Consider the following 17,740-nt stretch of genomic DNA (forward strand, 5'->3'; position numbering starts at 1 on the left):
TTAGGTCGTATTATCCCGTTACTTTCCCCCACTAAAGACTCTCGATCAAATCCCCCAACGTTATCATCAGCATCATCGGATCGAGGGGGGAAGGTTCAAATCCCACTCGTAGATAGAATTCTCTGACTTCAACGGATAACGCATTCACCAGCATCCCGCGAATGCCAATGGTTTCCGCAACCTGGATTACCCGTAATCCGGCATTACGCACTAATGCACGCCCAACCCCCTGCCCATACAACGCTTGATCCACCGCTAGCCGTCCCAATTCCACCATCGGTATAGGGTCGGGCATATTGCGGCGAAAACGGCCAGGGGCTGCATTAGTCATTACGGCGCTGGATGCCAGAGAGTAATAGGCCATTATTTTCATGTCATCACAGCAAACGAAAGTACGAGACGAATCCGTTAGCTGGCTTTTTATTGCCCTCTGCTTCAGCCAATTATCCATGCTTTCCACGCCACAGCAAAAAGCTGTTCTGACGTGCTCGGCACGGAGAGGTTGAGGAGCGGAGATCACTTTTTTTGATCCCACGGTGCAACAGAACGCATGGTCTTGCGTAATGCATCATTGGGTGCAGGGGCCTGATCCAAACGTGTCAGGAACTCTTGATAGGCTTCTGGAGCGGCCATGATAATATGCTGTTCGATCAATGCCTCTTCAGCGGCAGCACGAGCGGCATCTAGCACGAAATCAGTGCGGTTTTTTCCTCTGGCTTTTGCGGCACGATCAATAAGCTCACGCTCAGCGGTTTTGATCCGCAGATTTAATGTCTCACGCTTTACGGGAACACTATTAGCTGCCGACATGGTGAAATCCTCAATGTATTACTGGATGCTACGTATACAGGTGCGTAACGTTAATGTCATTACACACATATTGCCGAGGAGTTTGTTTGGGGAACCTGAACCCGTGAGGCCACCATATCTCTGAAGGCCAATTAATCCAGAACAGCGGCTAAGTCAGCCGCAAATATGATGGGAAAATAACAAGGTTCCATTCGATGTATCCAGCCCAACGGTAATATTGTGAGCTTGCAGAGGCACCGTTGCTACCAACATATTTTTACCAGCCGTAAACGAACCGGTTGGCGTGACCCTACTGGCTAAACAACTAATGGAAGAAGTCAAAGCGGCGTGTTTAAAACTTCTCTCTGATGAGAATTGATTTTACGGAAGTTTGCTCCTCGGTGCTGGCTATCCAAGAAGGTGCGACCTAATTTGATCGCACCTTCCTTGACCAGACAGAGTCTTTTATAGTGGGAAACGTAATATGGCGTTAAGATCGGCACCGGAAGGTAAATCGTCGCTGCGTACGGCTAAAACTCTTGCTCCGGTAGCCATCGCTCTTTTGGCAATCTCATCAATTAAATCGTAGGCGTCATCCTCATCGTTGTCACTGAAAGTGATTAATCCTTGCTCATCAATGATGCCTTTCAGCTTGCAGTCGAGGTTAATCAGTAGCAAATCAATAGCGCCGAACGTGGCTGCTCTTGCCGCATCTGAAAGATCCTGAGTGACCCGGCGTTCTCCTAAGCGTGTTTCAAAGCGCGAGGCTAACGCGTTCAATTGCTCCTGATAATAGTTATCCATTAATGGCCGCACCAACGTTACTAATTCAGAAGTACCAAGGTGCTCAGCATTTTTGAAAAGCGTTTCCTCTGCCAGGTTAGCCAATGAGTTTGTTGAACGGTAGATCGAGGCCAGCGGCTCGGTACTGACAAGGATAAGCGGAGAATCATGTCTGGCAAACAGTGGACGTAATGCCTGGTCAATTTTGCGAGTATATTGCGCCAGTCGCACTTTGTGATGTGTCGCGCCATGGTGGTGGTCATTCAATGCTGCATCCCCCATGGCATCCTTCATGGTGGTGGGCATCTCTGGCACTGTCATCTCTTCTGCGGGAGCATCAGCAAAAAATTCTATCAGGCGTGTCTGGTTTTCAGAGAGTGCAAGGATGTAGGCCGAATGTGGGAAGGTTAACGCACGTAATAATGGTTTAAGGTAGAAACGTTTGCCCACTTCAAGTCGATTGGATAGCTCATTGGCCAGCCGGTAAGTTCGGATACTGTCTGGTGTTGCAAGCACCGCCAGGCTGCGTGCATGCAGGTCCCAAAATGACTCATCTTCCAACACTGAACGAAGCTGTTCTTCCAACAAGGCAACACGGCGTTTATCCAGGCCGCTGTCTGCAACCTGCAGCAACGCCTCCTTGATGAAGTTACCAAGTTGAATTTTACTGGCCTCTAAGTGCTGGCGTAGAGGCGAGGTTTCAAGATAAATCGAGATACAAGCATCCGCATGAATATCAGCTAAATAGGCATATTCTTCACGGCTAGGGATATCAACATAAAGCATGTGCACCTCGCAAAATGACAAGATTATTTAGGTGGTACGGCTTCTTTGGGGTCTTTCCGCTAACATCTGTGGTGGGAGCCTTAAGCAGACAAACAGCCCGTACCTTAACAATAGTTGCTTCCTTGATGACCGGGGGACAATCAGGTGTTTTTTTATGCTGTTTTAATGAGGTACCCGTAACCCGGATCGCCTGATGTCATTCCTGTCACTTCTCAGAAAAGCGGTTGGTATGAACGAGCAAAAGCATGTTGCCGTCGTCTGCGAGCTTATAGGACTTGTATTACGTTTGGCTGCACGGATTTTTTGCGTCAGTGGAGCCATAAACAGGCCTACTGATAGTGAAAGAGGGGCAATATTAGCGAATCAGACTTTACTTTTGATTGTAGTCGCACAAGGGCTTGATGCTGAGTAAAGCTAGTGGGGGCTGGTTGGATGAGAGTATTAGGCAATCGTTGAGTCAGGCTGGAAAGCAAAAAACCCGCCATAGGCGGGTTCTTCTAAATAGTGGTGCCCGGACTCGGAATCGAACCAAGGACACGGGGATTTTCAATCCCCTGCTCTACCGACTGAGCTATCCGGGCAACGGGGCGCATTAAACCGTATTGGCCGTGCGGCGTCAACGGATTTGTGTCGAAAAACGTGAAAACAGCGCCGATTGCTGGCTTTTCAGGCAAAGGCCGCGTAATTCTGCCTCTGTTGCCACCAGGTCACTGCATATCACGCTTTAGCTTAACGCACCGAACTGACGGCATTGGGCAATATGCAAGATATCTTCGGCCAGCCGTTTGGCGACGGCCACATCCTGCAACTGGCGTTTTATCAACAATTTACTCAGGCAGCCTTCCTGCACCAGTTCCATTTGCTGCGCTACCGAATCGGCGTCGTCGGCATCCATCTCACGTAACAGATCGCGGGTGAAGTCCAGCGAGGTGATCTTCTGCTGTTCGGCCAGTTGATGGATCGGGTGGTCGCTCTCTGGGAAGAAGCTACAGGCGGCAATAAACAGGCAGCCAGGGTAACGTTCATTCTGCACGTGTTCTGCCAGCACGTCGTAACGCGCCAGCAGCTTTTGCTGCGGGCTCAGCGTCTCATCAAGCTGCAACTGGCGGCGCCAGGTATCAATCTGCTGGCCGTGGTAGCGCAGGCAGTCATACAGCAGTGCCTCACGGTCCGGCCAGAACGGTTTGAAATCGCTGTATGGCACACCCAGTTTTTCTGCCAGCATTTCCAAGGTGGTGGTCGCCAGGCCCTGTTTTTCCAACAGCTCCAGGGCTGTATTTAAAACCTGTTCACGTTGCACTAGTGCTCCCTCCAAAAAATGTTCTGAAACTCAGTGTCGTTTACCGAGTGGTTTTCTGCAAATGTGCGTCGAAGGCTTCTGCGTTCATAAAGCCCGTCACGCGGGCTGCGGGTAACTCTTTGCCATCTCGGTCAAAAAACAAAATGGTCGGCAGGCCAAGCACCTGCAAGTGCTTGAGCAAGGCTGCCTGCTCGGCATTGTTGGCCGTTACGTCGGCCTGCAGCAACACCGTATCGGCCAATTGGGTCTGCACCGCTGGATCGCTGAAGGTGTACTTCTCAAACTCTTTGCAGGCGACACACCAGTCCGCATACAGATCCAGCATTACCGGCTTGCCCTGCGCCTGTTGCAGCGCCTGGTTAAGCTGCTCAACGTTACTGATACGGGTGAAGTTCAGATGCGGCTGGGCCGCCTGCTCAGAGGCGGTGTTACCGAATGCCCAGTCTTGCAATGGACGCGCCGAAATCACCAGCGCCGCCAACAGCAGCACTTGGACAGCTCGCGTCCAGCCACGGGATGATTTCAGGCTCAGGACGAATGCCCAACCGAAGAATGCCAGGCCGAGCAGGCTCCACAGGCGCAGCCCCCAGACGTCGCCGATCACCCGCTCAAGCAGGAACACCGGCAGCGCCAGGATCACAAAGCCAAAGGCTTCCTTGACGTACTGCATCCACGGGCCGCTGCGTGGCAGCAGGCGGTTGCCGAACAGCGTCACAATCACCAGCGGGATACCCATCCCCAAGGCATACAGATAGAGCGTGCCACCACCGGCCCACATATTGCCGCTTTGGGCGATGTACAACAGGATAGCGCTGAGCGGGGCGGTGGTGCATGGCGAGCAGATCAGGCCTGCCAGAGCGCCCATCACAAACACGCCCACCAGCGAGCCACCCTGCTGGGTGTTGCTCCAGTTGGCGAGCCGCGTTTGCAGTGATGAGGGGAGCTGCAAGGAGTAGCAGCCGAACATGGACAGAGCCAGGGCGACAAACAGCACCGACAGGCCGATCAGCACGTAAGGGTGTTGCAGCGCGGCCTGGAACTGTAACCCGGCGGCGGCAACCACCAGGCCGAGCAGGGTATAAGTCAGCGCCATGCCCTGCACATACACCACGGCCAGCACCAGAATGCGCCCGCTGCTGTGCGGCCGCTCACGGCCCAGGATAATGCCGGAAATCAGCGGATACATCGGCAACACGCAAGGGGTAAACGCAATACCGATACCAATCAACAAGGCCCACAGAGGGGAGAAGGGCAGATTGGCCGGTGCTGTTTCTGCTGGTGCTACGGCTACCGGTGCTGCGGGCTCTGCGGCCAGCGCCACTGCGCTCAGTGGGATCACGCGGGTTTCCGGTGGATAGCAGAAACCGGCCTCAGCACACCCTTGGTAGGTGACGCTCAGGCTGGCATTGTCTCCCGCCTGCAACAGGGGAATATTCAGCGCCAATGGCTCTTTGAATATCGCTACTTCACCAAAGAATTCATCTTTATGCTTCAGCCCGGCGGGCAGCTCGAACTGGCCTAGCGTTGCCTGCTGTGGCACCAGCTTGATTTGCTGGCGGTACAGGTAGTAACCAGGGCGGATTTGCCAGCTTAGCGTCAGCTGGGGGCCCTGTTGTTTAAAATCAAAGGCAAATGCCTGATCGACGGGGACGAACTGGTTGCCCGCGTTTTGGCCGAACAGTGAAGCCTGGGCCGCAGTCGGCAGAAAGAACAGGCTGCAAAGCAGCAATATCAGTTTAATGAGGCGTTGATCCATGACAGGTAATCTTTATCTCCAGCCATCACCGGCAGCACCAACAGTTCGGGTGTCTGGTACGGGTGATGTTGTTTCAGGTAGGTGAGTAGCGCTTGTTGATGCTGGCGATCGCTTTTAAACAGCATCTGCACTTCGTATTCCTGTTGCAGTTTCCCTTCCCAGTAATACAGCGATGTTGCCCCAGGCAGCAGCGTGGCGCAGGCCGCCAGTTTCTCTCCCAGGACGCGTGCCGCCAGCTCTTGCGCCGTGGCTTCATCGGGTGCGGTACAGAGTATGACGATAGCTTCGCAATCAGACATCTTCGGCCCTCTCAACCAGGTTTGGTAACAGGGCACTATACCCTGAAGCGGTGTTGGCTAGAAGGTTAGATTATCAGCAGCAGGAGAATGAGGAGGAGAAAGCGGGGCCGAAGCCCCGCTTGAGGATCACAGAATAACGCTACCAATCAGGAAGCCGAAGATGACGGCAAACGCCACGCCCAAGGTGCCAGGGATCAGGAACGGGTGGTTAAACACGAAGCGCCCGATGCGCGTCGTTCCGGTATCGTCCATTTGTACCGCCGCCACCAGGGTAGGGTAGGTTGGCAGAATAAACAGGCCAGAAACGGCAGCAAAGGAGGCGATCGCCGTCAGCGGGGTGACGTTCAGGGCCAGCGCCATCGGCATCAACGCCTTGGCAGTGGCGGCCTGAGAGTACAGCAACGCCGAACAGAAGAAGAAGATCACCGCCAGTAACCAAGGATGGGATTGGATCACGGTACCCGCAGTCTCTTTAATCCAGTCAAGGTTGGCCTGCACAAAGGTGTCACCCAACCAGGCCACGCCCAGGATACAGATACAGGCGCTCATCCCGGCCTTGAAGGTGCTGGAGTTCAAAATCAGGTCGGTCTCGACACGGCACAGGATGGTGGTCAGGGTGGCCACGCTCAGCATGATGATCAGGATGGCATTGGTGGTGTTCATCAGCGGCGTCGTCACCAGCCCCATGCTTGGGCTGTTGATGATGGCATAAGCCACTACGCTCAGTACGCCAGCCAGGAACAGCATCACGGAGGTTTTCGCACGCGGTTTGATCACGATTACGTTCTCACCACGCAGGGCTACCAGACCTTCTTCGAAGCGTTTTTGATACACCGGATCGTCAGACAGCTTGGAGTCAAACAGCCAGGTAACCAGCAGCGACATCAGTATCACGGCCAGGAAGGTGGAAGGGATCACCACCATCAGCAAATGCAGATAACTCACACCGTGGCCTTCCATAACGGAAGACATGTACACCACCGCTGCCGAGATAGGCGAGGCGGTAATGGCAATCTGCGCGGAAACCACGGCAGTAGACAGTGGGCGGCAAGGTTTGATGCCTTGCTCTTTGGCCACTTCTGCAATCACCGGCAGGGCCGAGAGGGAGATATTACCGGTACCGGCGAAGATGGTCAGGAAATAGGTGACGATTGGGGCCAGAATGGTGATGTATTTTGGATTTTTGCGCAGCAGTTTTTCGGTTTGCTGCACCAGGTAGTCCATCCCGCCAGCGACCTGCATGGCGGCGATAGCGGCGATAACCGCCATAATGATTGAAATAACGTCGAAGGGAATGCTGCCTGGCTTAACGCCGATCATCGCCAGCACCAATACCCCAAGACCGCCTGCAAAGCCTATTCCGATACCGCCCAGCCTGGCCCCCAAAAAGATGGCCAGTAGAACGATCACCAATTCTACTACTAGCATAGTGTTTACCCCTTAAAATGGATTTTTATGAAAACCAAAGGTTGCAACTTTGTATTCTTAGAAAGAAAAAAGGCACGCTATCCAGAGGATTAGCGTGCCTTTCAGGCTACCGGATGAGTCTATTATTGTTCATTTTCATCTGTATAGCGTTTCGCCTTATAGGCCGGGTGCATCAGGTTCTCTACGGAGAAGATGTCATCCAGCTCAGCTTCGGTCAGTAAACCGCGTTCCAGCACGACTTCACGTACGCTCTTGCCGGTTTCAGCACAGATCTTGCCGACAATGTCACCGTTGTGGTGGCCAATGAACGGGTTCAGATAGGTAACGATACCGATAGAGTTAAATACGTAGTACTCGCACACTTCTTTGTTGGCGGTAATACCGTTAATGCATTTTTCCAGCAGGTTATAGCAGGCATTGGTCAGGATGTGAATGGATTCAAACATCGCCTGGCCAATTACCGGTTCCATCACGTTCAACTGCAACTGGCCTGCTTCGGCGGCCATGGTAACGCAAGTGTCGTTGCCGATCACCTTAAAGCAAACCTGGTTAACCACTTCTGGGATCACCGGGTTCACTTTGGCTGGCATGATGGAAGAACCGGCCTGCAGTTCAGGCAGATTGATTTCGTTCAGGCCAGCGCGTGGGCCGGAAGACAGCAGACGCAGGTCGTTACAGATCTTGGACAGTTTGACCGCCAGGCGCTTGTGCGCACTGTGCACCATCACGTAGGCGCCACAGTCGGAGGTGGCCTCGATCAGGTCTTCGGCAGGGACCACCGGCAGGCCACTGACTTCCGCCAGTTTCTTAACCGCCAGGTGTTGGTAACCTTCCGGGGTGTTCAGCGCGGTACCGATCGCCGTCGCGCCCAGGTTCACTTCCAGCAGCAACTCTGCGGTACGGTGCAGGTTACGGGTTTCTTCATTCAGCAACACGCTGAAGGCGTGGAATTCCTGGCCCAGGGTCATTGGCACCGCGTCCTGCAACTGGGTACGGCCCATTTTCAGGATGGTTTCGAACTCTTTGGCCTTACGGTCAAACCCTTCACGCAGTTGGTTGATAGCATCGATCAGTTTCTGGTTGGAGGCGTAAACCGCGATGCGGAACCCGGTTGGGTAAGCGTCGTTGGTAGACTGACACTTGTTGAGGTGATCGTTAGGGTTCAGGTATTGGTATTCACCCTTCTGGTGGCCCATCAGCTCCAGGCCGATGTTTGCCAGTACTTCGTTGGTGTTCATGTTCAGCGAGGTGCCAGCACCGCCCTGGAACACATCCACCGGGAATTGATCCATGCATTTGCCTTTATCCAGTACTTCATCACATGCCTGGATGATGACGTCGGCAATTTTACGTGGGATGGTTTGCAGCTCTTTGTTTGCCATGGCGGCGGCTTTTTTCACCATCACCATGCCGCGCACAAACTCAGGAACGTCGCTGATTTTACTGTTGCTGATATAGAAGTTTTCAATCGCACGCAGAGTATGAACACCGTAGTAGGCTTCTGCAGGGACTTCACGTGTTCCTAATAGGTCTTCTTCGATACGAATGTTGTTTGACATGAGAACCTTCTCTATGTTGCTGCCGAATATAATTATGTGCAGGATAACAAAATAATGTTGCCGAGCGGGCCAACTGCGGAAGTATTGACCGCAGCTATTGTCGCTGCCCAGATCATATGCTGGTTGGTAATAAATGAATGAACGTAGATCACTATCTGGTGCTTCAGCAAATGACAGCTTTTGATTTCTGTGAAGAGCTTCACGTTTGTAACATAGAGAATAAAAAAGATCGCCCGGTTGAAATGGCGGCGGGAAGCCCCCATTTTAAGAAGGTTGGCCGATTAGTGGCCCCATTTATCACGTATGCGCCATCGGGCGGGTACGCCGACTCTACCTAGAGGAGAGAACCAGGTGCGCTGGTTACCGTTACTGCTGATATTTCTACTGGCTTACATAGAGATATCCTTGTTTATCAAAGTTGCCGCCGTGTTCGGCGTGGCAATGACGCTGCTGCTGGTGGTGTTTACCTCCTGCGTCGGCGTTTCCCTGGTGCGTAATCAGGGCATGAAGACCTTTGTGCAGATGCAACAGAAGCTGGCGGCGGGCGAAAGCCCGGCAGCGGAGATGGTGAAAAGCGTTTCACTGGTACTTGCGGGCTTCCTGCTGGTGATACCGGGCTTCTTCACCGATTTCCTTGGCCTGTTGCTGCTGTTGCCGCCGGTGCAGAAATCGTTGACACTGAAGCTGATGCCGCATCTGAACATTTATCGCCCAGGTGGTTGGGGTCAAGGCGGAGGTGCCGCTAATGGCAACACCTTCGACGGAGAATTCCAGCGCAAGCAAGACGACCGCTTCACCTTGGATCATCAACCCGACGATCACGACAAGCGTGACGATCGCTGATATCTCCCCTCACCCTAACCCTCTCCCAAAGGGAGAGCAGCTGTGTTTAAAATCAACGGGTGATGATTAATTTGTCACCCATTTTTTATTATCCCGCAGCATCGCATTCAGGATGGTTAGCAGCTTTCTCACGCAGGCGGTCACCGCCACCTTGAACGGTTTTCCACGCCCTGTCAGGCGCTCGTAAAACTCCCGGATTGTCGGGTTGTACCGCACCGCTGACAAGGTCGCCATGTATAGCGCTGAACGCACCGCGCTTCGCCCTCCCCAGATACTTCGCTTCCCTTTCATTTTTCCACTGTCATGGGCATAGGGACACACGCCAACCAACGCGCTTATTTTGTGCCGATTCAGCCTCCCCAGCTCCGGCAACATCGCAAGAAGCACCGCCATCGTTGTCGGCCCGATACCTTTGACTTCCTCCAACAACGTCGCCTTTTCCCGCCACAGAGGCATCACTTTTATTTGCCTGTCGATATCGTCATCTGCATCCCGGATTTCAGCGGTCAGCCAGTCGATATGCCGCTTGATGCCCGCTGAGACCACCACGTCATCGCAGCTTTTATAGCGGTTTATCTCCATGGTCCTGTTATCGACCAGTTGGCGACGGCGGGTCACCATCCCGGCCAGACGCTGCGTCTGTTCATCCGGTGTGGGGCGGGCTTCGGGCTCCATTCTCCGGCCAAACTCGCAGATGATACGCGCATCATTCGGGTCGGTTTTGTACAGGGTCCCTAGCGCACGAGCGAAGTTTTTTACCTGGCGTGGATTGACCACGGCCACGGGTAACCCAGCCAACTCAAGCGTGGCGGCCAGCAACGAGTGATATCGGCCTGTCGCCTCCATCACGACAAGCTTGACGGTGATGGCAGAGAGCGAACTCAGCAACTGCTGATGGCCTTCCGGTGTGTTATCCAGATGCAGAAGCTGACGAGTTGGGTCGATGTATACGTCAAAAGTGTCTTTGGCAATGTCGATACCGACGGTTGCATGTTCAGTCATTTCAAGTCTCCCGGCCTTGTAAGATACGGGCTGGCTGATGCCGCCCTGGCAGCTGTTCGGGTTAACAGGAAAACTGACGCCACGCCATAAGCTCTCCCACGGGCTTGTTGTCCCAGAGGGGAATCGGGCTGTAGCGTCAGGTACAACTCGGTTAAAGTCTACCCGCCTTTGGGCGGGTAATTAAAGTACCTTAAACATACAAGGGGACTCAACGTGCTACATTTGCCCCCGGTACCTGACCGCGACTCTGGACTACCCCCTCTCCCTAAACAAGTGCTCATGTATTATCCGGTCCGTATAGTGGGAGAGGGTCGGGGTGAGGGGGAGATTGGCCGCGTTTTTGCTAATGGCGTTCACCGTAGGTCATCAAATCGAAAATTTTTTTGCTGCTGCCCCTTGAAGGGGGATGGAACGCCCCCATTTCAAATCCCACGGAGCCGGTATCAATAATCTGGCGCACAACCCTAAATCTGATAGAAACCTTCTTACAGGAGAGCGTTCAATGAGTATTCGTCCATTGCATGACCGCGTTATCGTCAAGCGCAAAGAAGTTGAATCAAAATCTGCTGGCGGCATCGTTCTGACTGGCTCTGCAGCGGGTAAATCTACTCGTGGTGAAGTGGTAGCCGTTGGTAAAGGACGTGTTCTGGAAAGCGGCAACATCCAGCCGCTGGATGTGAAAGTAGGCGACATCGTGATTTTCAACGACGGTTACGGCGTGAAAGCAGAGAAGATCGACAATGAAGAAGTGTTGATCATGTCCGAAAGCGACATTCTGGCAATTGTTGAAGCGTAATAACGCTTTATAAATCTTCTGAACTGAACGAGTTGAAGGGAAATACCAATGGCAGCTAAAGACGTAAAATTCGGCAATGACGCTCGCGTGAAGATGCTCCGCGGTGTGAATGTTCTCGCTGATGCAGTAAAAGTGACTCTGGGCCCGAAAGGCCGCAACGTAGTGCTGGATAAATCCTTCGGCGCTCCTACCATCACCAAAGATGGCGTATCTGTTGCTCGTGAAATCGAACTGGAAGACAAGTTCGAGAACATGGGTGCACAAATGGTGAAAGAAGTTGCCTCTAAAGCGAACGACGCTGCGGGCGACGGTACCACCACTGCAACCGTACTGGCTCAATCCATCATCACCGAAGGCCTGAAAGCTGTGGCTGCCGGCATGAACCCGATGGACCTGAAGCGCGGTATCGACAAAGCGGTTATCGCTGCGGTTGAAGAGCTTAAAAAATTATCTGTACCTTGCTCTGACTCTAAAGCTATCGCTCAGGTAGGCACCATCTCTGCAAACTCCGACGAAACCGTGGGTAAACTGATTGCAGAAGCGATGGAGAAAGTGGGCAAAGAAGGCGTGATCACCGTTGAAGAAGGCACCGGCCTGCAAGACGAGCTGGACGTGGTTGAAGGTATGCAGTTCGATCGCGGCTACCTGTCTCCGTACTTCATCAACAAGCCAGAAACCGGTTCTATCGAGCTGGAAAGCCCGTTCATCCTGCTGGCTGACAAGAAAATCTCCAACATCCGTGAAATGCTGCCAGTGCTGGAAGCCGTTGCGAAAGCGGGCAAACCACTGCTGATCATTGCTGAAGATGTTGAAGGCGAAGCGTTGGCTACCCTGGTGGTTAACACCATGCGTGGCATCGTGAAAGTGGCTGCGGTTAAAGCACCTGGCTTCGGCGACCGTCGTAAAGCCATGCTGCAAGACATCGCTACCCTGACTGCCGGTACCGTGATCTCTGAAGAGATCGGTCTGGAGCTGGAAAAAGCTACCCTGGAAGATCTGGGTCAGGCAAAACGCATCGTAATCAACAAAGACACCACCATCATCATCGATGGCGTGGGCGACGAAACCACCATTCAGGGTCGCGTCTCCCAGATCCGTCAGCAGATCGAAGAAGCGACCTCTGACTACGATCGTGAAAAACTGCAAGAGCGTGTTGCTAAACTGGCTGGCGGCGTTGCCGTTATCAAAGTTGGCGCCGCAACTGAAGTTGAAATGAAAGAGAAGAAAGCCCGCGTTGAAGATGCCCTGCACGCTACCCGTGCTGCGGTAGAAGAAGGCGTGGTTGCTGGCGGTGGCGTAGCGCTGATCCGTGTAGCAGACAAAATTGCTGGCCTGAAAGGCGATAACGAAGACCAGAACGTGGGTATCAAAGTTGCCCTGCGTGCTATGGAATCTCCACTGCGTCAGATCGTGATCAACGCCGGTGAAGAAGCTTCTGTGATTGCCAACAAGGTGAAAGCAGGCGAAGGCAGCTTCGGCTACAACGCTTACACCGAAGAATACGGCGACATGATCGCGATGGGTATCCTGGATCCAACTAAAGTGACCCGTTCTGCTCTGCAGTACGCGGCCTCTGTAGCTGGCCTGATGATCACCACCGAGTGCATGGTCACTGACTTGCCGAAAGAAGACAAGTTAGACATGGGTGGCGCTGGTGGTATGGGCGGCATGGGGGGTATGGGCGGAATGATGTAATTCCCCTCACCTCTGTGAGCTAACCACAAAACCCGGCTTCGGCCGGGTTTTTTTATTCCTTTCTTCTGTGTGGGGCTGAATATCGTGCCCGTTTTTTTCAACGTCAGCGGCTAACGATGCGTCAGTGCTGAATTTGATGATATTTTTGCAGACCGTATCCATTAAGCGTGTAAACTGATAGTTCATCAGCTGTCGCTCAAGACGTTGACCAGGCACCTGTGGCCGGTGGCAACGGATGCTTAAGAGATGGCAACGCTTTCTGATAAGCTTTTGCGTAATTCTCAACATCATATGGGGAACAAGATGCGGATTAAAGCCTTACTGGGTCTATCGGCAGCGCTGCTGCTGGCAGGGTGCAGCAGCACCAATGAACTGACCGCCGCAGGTCAACAGGTCAAATTTACCGACACCAAGCCCGCAGCAGAATGCCAGTTGGTAGGCGAAGTCACCGGCACTCAGAGCAACTGGCTGTCGGGGAGCGGTGGTGAGGGCAGCTCTATGCGCGGCGCGGCTAACGATCTGCGCAACAAGGCAGCAGCAATGGGCGGCAACGTGATTTACGGTGCGACCAGCCCAAGCCAGAACCTGCTTTCAAGTTTTGCACCGCTGGACAGCAAAATGATCGGCCAGGTGTATAAGTGTCCATAACGCTGGCATAAGCACCCGTATAAAACAAAAGAGGAATGCCTAGGCATTCCTCTTTTGGCATTCATGCAGGCCACTCAGCTTTGCGTCAGGCGCAGATCCAACGGCGTTTTGCTGGGTTCGCCGCCGACTTCACGGGTCAGACGGGGTACCAGATAGCCGGAAACCTTGCTTAGCAAACTTTTCACGATCGCACGAGCCTCGTCGTCGCTGACCATAAAGTGGGCCGCGCCCTGTACCTTATCCAACACGTGGAGGTAGTAGGGCAGGATACCCGCATCAAACAGGGCGTTACTCAGCGTTGCCAACGTATCCGCGTCATCATTGATCCCCCGTAGCAGCACACTCTGGTTCAGCAGCGTCACTCCGGCGCTACGCAACTGTGCCATACTGGCGCGCAGCGGTGGGTCAATCTCGTTGGCATGATTGATATGGGTGACCATCAGCACCTGCAGGCGCGATGCCGAGAAGCGTTGGCACAGCGTGGCGGTGATGCGGGCAGGGATCACCACCGGCAAGCGAGTATGAATACGCAGGCGTTTGAGGTGTGGGATGGCCTCCAGTTCCCCGATCAGCCAATCCAGTTCATGGTCTTTGGCCATCAGCGGATCGCCCCCGGAGAAAATAATTTCATCCAGTTCCGGGTGTTGACGGATATACTCCAACGCTTGAAGCCAGTTTGCCTTGTTGCCCTGGTTCTCCTGATAGGGGAAATGACGGCGGAAACAGTAGCGGCAGTTAACCGCACAGCCGCCTTTTACCAACAGCAGGGCACGGTTGCGATACTTGTGCAGTAACCCCGGCACCACGCTGCGCTGTTCATCCAGCGGATCGGTCGTGAAGCCTGGGGCATCGATGAATTCTGCGCTGGCGGTCAGTACCTGGCGCAGCAGCGGGTCATTGGCATCACCGGGTTGCATACGCGCGGCAAAGGCTCGTGGCACGCGTAGCGCAAACAGGCGGCGTGCATCGCGCCCCTGTGGCAGTTCCGGGTGCGTATTTAGTGACAGAAGCTGCAGTAATTCATCTGGGTCGGTAATAACATCGGCGAGTTGATGCAACCAATCTTCTCTATGCGCCGTGTTTTGGGTTATAATGTGTGCCATTTTTTTGGCTAAGCTACCAGTTTAAATTTTCAGAGGGCCATCATGGCGACTTATTCTAGCAACGATTTCCGTCCGGGTCTTAAAATCATGTTCGAAGGCGAACCTTACGCTGTCGAATCCAGCGAGTTCGTCAAACCAGGTAAAGGCCAGGCTTTTGCGCGTGTAAAAATGCGTCGCCTGCTGACCGGCACCCGCGTTGAGAAAACCTTTAAGTCTACCGACTCCTGCGAAGGCGCGGACGTGGTAGATACCAACATGAACTACCTGTACAACGACGGTGAGTTCTACCACTTCATGCACCCTGAGACTTTTGAACAGCATCAAGTTGAAGAGAAAACCGTTTCTGACGTAGCGAAATGGCTGCAGGACAACGCGGAATGTATCGTCACCCTGTGGGATGGCCGTCCTATCGCTGTTCTGCCACCGAACTTTATCGAAGCAGAAATCACTGATACCGATCCAGGCCTGAAAGGCGACACCGCAGGTACCGGCGGCAAGCCAGCTACCCTGAGCACCGGCGCCGTAGTTAAAGTGCCATTGTTCGTGCAGATTGGCGAAGTGATCAAGGTTGACACCCGCTCTGGCGAATACGTCTCCCGCGTTAAATAAGTTTCAACACAGAGGAACCCCCGTGGTTCCTCTGTGTTATCCCTTCCCGTCACACGTTGGCAGAACCGCATGATGAAGAAAACGCTGTTGGCCGTGGTCTCTCTGTTGTTGCTGATGTCCCTCAGCGGCTGTAATACCTTCCGTGGTTTTGGTGAAGACGTTCAACACCTAGGCGGCGCGATTTCCCGCAGTGCCAGCTGATACCTATTAGCGCCATTAATCGGATAATGCAGAAAAATCCGTTTATTCCGGCAACCCTCCTGATTTTTACTACGCTTAGAGAGCTACACTTTTTCACTAATAACGAATAAGGGTAATCTTATGCTGAAGAAAACTATTTTCGCCATTTTTTCCTTGTTGATCCTGTCATCGCTGGTGGGCTGTAATACTACCGAAGGTGTGGGCAAAGATGTTGAAGCTGGTGGTCAGGCGATCCAGCGTAGCGCACAGTAAATTCCTTTGGGTTCAACGGTATTCCACGGCAGCGCTTGATTTTCCCTTCCGTGGAATACCCATTTAATTCTCTTGTTTGCTATAATCCACGTCTTCAATCAGCCAAGTGGGACGACCCGCCTGCGCTTCTGTTGTCTGGGGACGACCCCATAAGTTCTGGAGCCAGTGTCATGGCATGGATCATTTTGCTTTTTGCGGGCCTGTTAGAGGTCGTCTGGGCTATTGGCCTGAAATATACCCACGGTTTTACCCGTTTGACCCCCAGTTTGATTACCGTCGCTGCGATGGTGGTGAGCATGGTGTTGCTGGCGCACGCCATGAAAACGTTGCCTGCGGGCACGGCTTACGCCGTGTGGACCGGGATTGGGGCGGTGGGCGCGGCGGTAATGGGCATGGTGCTGCTCGGTGAGTCGACCAACATCATGCGTATTCTCAGCCTGTGCCTGATCGTGGCCGGGATCCTGGGGCTAAAATTCAGCAGTCAATGAGTGGGCTGCTGACTGACCCAGATTAACGCTTCGGTATCAAAGCCGTAGCCCTTGGCAATCTGCACCAGTCTGTCGCGCGTGGCGGCTTCCAACGTCGGCGTGCGCGACAATATCCACAGATAGTCGCGGTTTGGGCCACTAACCAGCGCATAGCGGTACTCCGGATCGAGTTCGATGACGTTATAGCCGCCATAGAAAGGGCCGAAGAATGAGACTTTCAGCGAGGCCGTTTGCGGCGAGCCGATAAAGTACGCCTTGCCTTCGCTCTCCTGCCACTGCTGTTTTTTGCTATCGAAACCCCGGTTAATCACCTTCAGACCGCCGTCGGTGCGCGGGCTGTAATTGGCCGTAACCTGCTCCAGGCCTCGTTCAAAGCGATGATCCAGACGCGCGATTTCATACCAGGTGCCCAGATAGCGTTTGCTATCGAAGTTATCTATGACCTTGACGTCCTTCGGGGGTGTCACGCTACAGGCAACGGAAGCGAGGGCGGATAAAATGACGCAAAGCTTTGACCAAAAACGCATGGGTGACTCCTGTTTTTCAGTTACAGATAAACAGTGTAGTCGAAAGAGTGGGAGTAGCGGAATAGGCGGCCAACGGGAGTTGGCCGCCAGAGGTCTTACAGCGTGACGACCCCGATCAGGGTAACGACGCTCAGGATTGCAGCCAGGCCGTAGAACACCCATTTGCCCGCAGGCACGTGGATTTTCAGATCGTGCATGGCATGGTGGATACGGTGTAGCCCGCACCATAATGGCAAAATGATCATCAGCAGCAGGAACAGGCGGCCGATCCAGCTTTGGCAAAACGCCAGGACGCGCTCATAACCTAAAGCTTCGCCAGGGAACAGGCCGAGTGGCAACAGGATGCCGACCAGCAGCACGATAGCTGGAGCAACGATCGCTCCCCACATACCGCCAGCGCCAAATAATCCCCAGAAAACCGGCTCATCAGAGCGCTTAGGTGATTGATTTATCATGTTTCCTCCGGATTACAGTAACGCTACGGCGAGAATGATCACGGTGACGACGATCGTCACTGCCCACAGCGCCTTAACGATTGGCTCCGGCCCCATTTTCTCGCTGTTGACGACAATGTTGGCGGCTTTCGGTGCCAGATCGAACCAGGTTTTGGTATGCAGTGCGGCGGCCAGCAGGGCGATGATGTTAATCAGCAGCACCAGCGGGTTTTGCAGGAAGCCGACAAACCCGGCCCAGCTTTCAGGGCCACCCTTCAGGGCAAAGACGCCGTAGATCAGCACGATGCTGAACCACACCGCCAGCACCGAAGTGCCTTCACGCAGCATGTAGAAACGGTAGAAACCCAGCTTTTGCCACCAGGTTGGCGTCATGGTACGCACATAGGGCTTACGTTGTGTTGTCATTGCTGTCTCCCCTCCC

22 protein-coding genes and 1 tRNA gene are annotated in these 17,740 nt (G+C 53.5%); 9 read left to right on the plus strand and 14 right to left on the minus strand.

Annotation, left to right across the window (positions count from 1 at the left end):
- Window positions 1–31: 31 nt before the first annotated feature.
- From KGP26_RS02070 to KGP26_RS02080, 3 genes are all read right to left on the minus strand, one after another.
- Window positions 32–520 carry a GNAT family N-acetyltransferase gene (locus tag KGP26_RS02070; RefSeq protein WP_223664959.1) on the minus strand — a complete coding sequence of 163 codons (489 nt, stop codon included), beginning with the start codon at window positions 518–520 and terminating at the stop codon, window positions 32–34.
- Window positions 517–810, minus strand: a complete 294-nt coding sequence (locus KGP26_RS02075) for a DUF1778 domain-containing protein (RefSeq protein ID WP_223664960.1) — start codon at window positions 808–810, stop codon at window positions 517–519. Before KGP26_RS02075 ends, KGP26_RS02070 begins: the two co-directional genes overlap by 4 nt.
- Before the next feature lie 444 nt (window positions 811–1,254).
- Entirely contained in the window at window positions 1,255–2,358 is a 1,104-nt protein-coding gene (locus tag KGP26_RS02080) for a hypothetical protein (protein ID WP_223664961.1), read from the minus strand.
- Between the two features lie 193 nt (window positions 2,359–2,551).
- Between KGP26_RS02080 and KGP26_RS02085 the strand changes: the two genes are divergently transcribed.
- Window positions 2,552–2,770 (plus strand): hypothetical protein, encoded by a 219-nt coding sequence (locus KGP26_RS02085; RefSeq protein ID WP_223664962.1) that lies wholly within the window; start codon window positions 2,552–2,554, stop codon window positions 2,768–2,770.
- Window positions 2,771–2,863: 93 nt separating this feature from the next.
- On the opposite strand, the gene KGP26_RS02090 is transcribed toward KGP26_RS02085, so the two are convergent.
- The 6 genes from KGP26_RS02090 to aspA all read right to left on the minus strand — a co-directional run bounded on the left by KGP26_RS02090 (window position 2,864) and on the right by aspA (window position 8,700).
- Window positions 2,864–2,939 (minus strand) — tRNA-Phe (locus KGP26_RS02090).
- Between the two features lie 143 nt (window positions 2,940–3,082).
- The gene (locus tag KGP26_RS02095) at window positions 3,083–3,658 is read right to left on the minus strand and encodes a transcriptional regulator (protein ID WP_021807590.1); all 576 of its coding nucleotides are present in this window, start codon (window positions 3,656–3,658) and stop codon (window positions 3,083–3,085) included.
- 40 nt (window positions 3,659–3,698) lie between these two features.
- Window positions 3,699–5,414, minus strand: a complete 1,716-nt coding sequence (locus KGP26_RS02100; RefSeq protein WP_223664963.1) for a protein-disulfide reductase DsbD — start codon at window positions 5,412–5,414, stop codon at window positions 3,699–3,701.
- Entirely contained in the window at window positions 5,390–5,713 is a 324-nt protein-coding gene (gene cutA / locus KGP26_RS02105) for a divalent cation tolerance protein CutA (protein WP_021807588.1), read from the minus strand. Before cutA ends, KGP26_RS02100 begins: the two co-directional genes overlap by 25 nt.
- Window positions 5,714–5,839: 126 nt before the next feature.
- Window positions 5,840–7,141, minus strand: a complete 1,302-nt coding sequence (locus KGP26_RS02110) for an anaerobic C4-dicarboxylate transporter (protein WP_021807587.1) — start codon at window positions 7,139–7,141, stop codon at window positions 5,840–5,842.
- 122 nt (window positions 7,142–7,263) lie between these two features.
- Window positions 7,264–8,700, minus strand: coding sequence for an aspartate ammonia-lyase (gene aspA, locus KGP26_RS02115; protein ID WP_021807586.1), 1,437 nt, complete (start codon window positions 8,698–8,700; stop codon window positions 7,264–7,266).
- Window positions 8,701–9,051: 351 nt separating this feature from the next.
- On the opposite strand from aspA, the gene KGP26_RS02120 reads away from it, so the two are divergent.
- On the plus strand, window positions 9,052–9,543 hold the full coding sequence (locus KGP26_RS02120; RefSeq protein ID WP_115159442.1) for an FxsA family protein: 492 nt from the start codon (window positions 9,052–9,054) through the stop codon (window positions 9,541–9,543).
- 66 nt (window positions 9,544–9,609) lie between these two features.
- On the opposite strand, the gene KGP26_RS02125 is transcribed toward KGP26_RS02120, so the two are convergent.
- The gene (locus KGP26_RS02125) at window positions 9,610–10,545 is read right to left on the minus strand and encodes an IS110 family transposase (protein ID WP_059199132.1); all 936 of its coding nucleotides are present in this window, start codon (window positions 10,543–10,545) and stop codon (window positions 9,610–9,612) included.
- A gap of 502 nt (window positions 10,546–11,047) precedes the next feature.
- Here KGP26_RS02125 and KGP26_RS02130 point away from each other — a divergent pair.
- The 3 genes from KGP26_RS02130 to KGP26_RS02140 all read left to right on the plus strand — a co-directional run bounded on the left by KGP26_RS02130 (window position 11,048) and on the right by KGP26_RS02140 (window position 13,684).
- Entirely contained in the window at window positions 11,048–11,341 is a 294-nt protein-coding gene (locus KGP26_RS02130; protein WP_004952634.1) for a co-chaperone GroES, read from the plus strand.
- 48 nt (window positions 11,342–11,389) lie between these two features.
- Window positions 11,390–13,036 (plus strand): chaperonin GroEL, encoded by a 1,647-nt coding sequence (groL, locus tag KGP26_RS02135; protein ID WP_021807582.1) that lies wholly within the window; start codon window positions 11,390–11,392, stop codon window positions 13,034–13,036.
- A gap of 303 nt (window positions 13,037–13,339) precedes the next feature.
- Window positions 13,340–13,684 (plus strand): DUF4156 domain-containing protein, encoded by a 345-nt coding sequence (locus KGP26_RS02140; RefSeq protein ID WP_024484770.1) that lies wholly within the window; start codon window positions 13,340–13,342, stop codon window positions 13,682–13,684.
- A 74-nt stretch (window positions 13,685–13,758) separates the two neighbouring features.
- Here KGP26_RS02140 and epmB read toward each other — a convergent pair whose 3' ends face one another.
- Window positions 13,759–14,787: an EF-P beta-lysylation protein EpmB gene (gene epmB, locus KGP26_RS02145; protein ID WP_179248732.1), complete on the minus strand. Its 1,029-nt coding sequence runs from the start codon at window positions 14,785–14,787 to the stop codon at window positions 13,759–13,761.
- Window positions 14,788–14,829: 42 nt separating this feature from the next.
- Between epmB and efp the strand changes: the two genes are divergently transcribed.
- The 4 genes from efp to sugE all read left to right on the plus strand — a co-directional run bounded on the left by efp (window position 14,830) and on the right by sugE (window position 16,337).
- Window positions 14,830–15,396: an elongation factor P gene (gene efp, locus KGP26_RS02150; protein ID WP_024484772.1), complete on the plus strand. Its 567-nt coding sequence runs from the start codon at window positions 14,830–14,832 to the stop codon at window positions 15,394–15,396.
- Window positions 15,397–15,465: 69 nt separating this feature from the next.
- The gene (locus KGP26_RS02155; RefSeq protein ID WP_021807578.1) at window positions 15,466–15,597 is read left to right on the plus strand and encodes an entericidin A/B family lipoprotein; all 132 of its coding nucleotides are present in this window, start codon (window positions 15,466–15,468) and stop codon (window positions 15,595–15,597) included.
- 120 nt (window positions 15,598–15,717) lie between these two features.
- Window positions 15,718–15,849: an entericidin A/B family lipoprotein gene (locus KGP26_RS02160; RefSeq protein WP_021807577.1), complete on the plus strand. Its 132-nt coding sequence runs from the start codon at window positions 15,718–15,720 to the stop codon at window positions 15,847–15,849.
- 170 nt (window positions 15,850–16,019) lie between these two features.
- Window positions 16,020–16,337 (plus strand): quaternary ammonium compound efflux SMR transporter SugE, encoded by a 318-nt coding sequence (gene sugE / locus KGP26_RS02165; protein ID WP_021182101.1) that lies wholly within the window; start codon window positions 16,020–16,022, stop codon window positions 16,335–16,337.
- Here sugE and blc read toward each other — a convergent pair.
- From blc to frdC, 3 genes are all read right to left on the minus strand, one after another.
- Window positions 16,331–16,864 (minus strand): outer membrane lipoprotein Blc, encoded by a 534-nt coding sequence (blc, locus tag KGP26_RS02170; protein ID WP_223664964.1) that lies wholly within the window; start codon window positions 16,862–16,864, stop codon window positions 16,331–16,333. The genes sugE and blc overlap by 7 nt on opposite strands.
- A 95-nt stretch (window positions 16,865–16,959) precedes the next feature.
- Complete coding sequence (gene frdD / locus KGP26_RS02175) at window positions 16,960–17,319, minus strand: fumarate reductase subunit FrdD (protein ID WP_021182103.1); 360 nt, start codon at window positions 17,317–17,319, stop codon at window positions 16,960–16,962.
- Window positions 17,320–17,331: 12 nt separating this feature from the next.
- Entirely contained in the window at window positions 17,332–17,724 is a 393-nt protein-coding gene (gene frdC / locus KGP26_RS02180; protein WP_021182104.1) for a fumarate reductase subunit FrdC, read from the minus strand.
- Window positions 17,725–17,740: the final 16 nt, after the last annotated feature.

The organism is Serratia sp. JSRIV002, assembly GCF_019968725.1.
In the GTDB taxonomy this organism is placed as follows: Bacteria; Pseudomonadota; Gammaproteobacteria; order Enterobacterales; family Enterobacteriaceae; genus Chania; species Chania fonticola_B.

Bases quoted from the DNA above. Each gene is read 5' to 3' on its own strand.
- KGP26_RS02075 (WP_223664960.1), bottom strand. From the start codon at position 810: ATGTCGGCAGCTAATAGTGTTCCCGTAAAGCGTGAGACATTAAATCTG.
- KGP26_RS02080 (WP_223664961.1), bottom strand. From the start codon at position 2,358: ATGCTTTATGTTGATATCCCTAGCCGTGAAGAATATGCCTATTTAGCT.
- KGP26_RS02085 (WP_223664962.1), top strand. From the start codon at position 2,552: ATGTCATTCCTGTCACTTCTCAGAAAAGCGGTTGGTATGAACGAGCAA.
- KGP26_RS02100 (WP_223664963.1), bottom strand. From the start codon at position 5,414: ATGGATCAACGCCTCATTAAACTGATATTGCTGCTTTGCAGCCTGTTC.
- cutA (WP_021807588.1), bottom strand. From the start codon at position 5,713: ATGTCTGATTGCGAAGCTATCGTCATACTCTGTACCGCACCCGATGAA.
- KGP26_RS02110 (WP_021807587.1), bottom strand. From the start codon at position 7,141: ATGCTAGTAGTAGAATTGGTGATCGTTCTACTGGCCATCTTTTTGGGG.
- aspA (WP_021807586.1), bottom strand. From the start codon at position 8,700: ATGTCAAACAACATTCGTATCGAAGAAGACCTATTAGGAACACGTGAA.
- KGP26_RS02125 (WP_059199132.1), bottom strand. From the start codon at position 10,545: ATGACTGAACATGCAACCGTCGGTATCGACATTGCCAAAGACACTTTT.
- KGP26_RS02130 (WP_004952634.1), top strand. From the start codon at position 11,048: ATGAGTATTCGTCCATTGCATGACCGCGTTATCGTCAAGCGCAAAGAA.
- groL (WP_021807582.1), top strand. From the start codon at position 11,390: ATGGCAGCTAAAGACGTAAAATTCGGCAATGACGCTCGCGTGAAGATG.
- KGP26_RS02140 (WP_024484770.1), top strand. From the start codon at position 13,340: ATGCGGATTAAAGCCTTACTGGGTCTATCGGCAGCGCTGCTGCTGGCA.
- epmB (WP_179248732.1), bottom strand. From the start codon at position 14,787: ATGGCACACATTATAACCCAAAACACGGCGCATAGAGAAGATTGGTTG.
- efp (WP_024484772.1), top strand. From the start codon at position 14,830: ATGGCGACTTATTCTAGCAACGATTTCCGTCCGGGTCTTAAAATCATG.
- KGP26_RS02155 (WP_021807578.1), top strand. From the start codon at position 15,466: ATGATGAAGAAAACGCTGTTGGCCGTGGTCTCTCTGTTGTTGCTGATG.
- KGP26_RS02160 (WP_021807577.1), top strand. From the start codon at position 15,718: ATGCTGAAGAAAACTATTTTCGCCATTTTTTCCTTGTTGATCCTGTCA.
- sugE (WP_021182101.1), top strand. From the start codon at position 16,020: ATGGCATGGATCATTTTGCTTTTTGCGGGCCTGTTAGAGGTCGTCTGG.
- blc (WP_223664964.1), bottom strand. From the start codon at position 16,864: ATGCGTTTTTGGTCAAAGCTTTGCGTCATTTTATCCGCCCTCGCTTCC.
- frdD (WP_021182103.1), bottom strand. From the start codon at position 17,319: ATGATAAATCAATCACCTAAGCGCTCTGATGAGCCGGTTTTCTGGGGA.
- frdC (WP_021182104.1), bottom strand. From the start codon at position 17,724: ATGACAACACAACGTAAGCCCTATGTGCGTACCATGACGCCAACCTGG.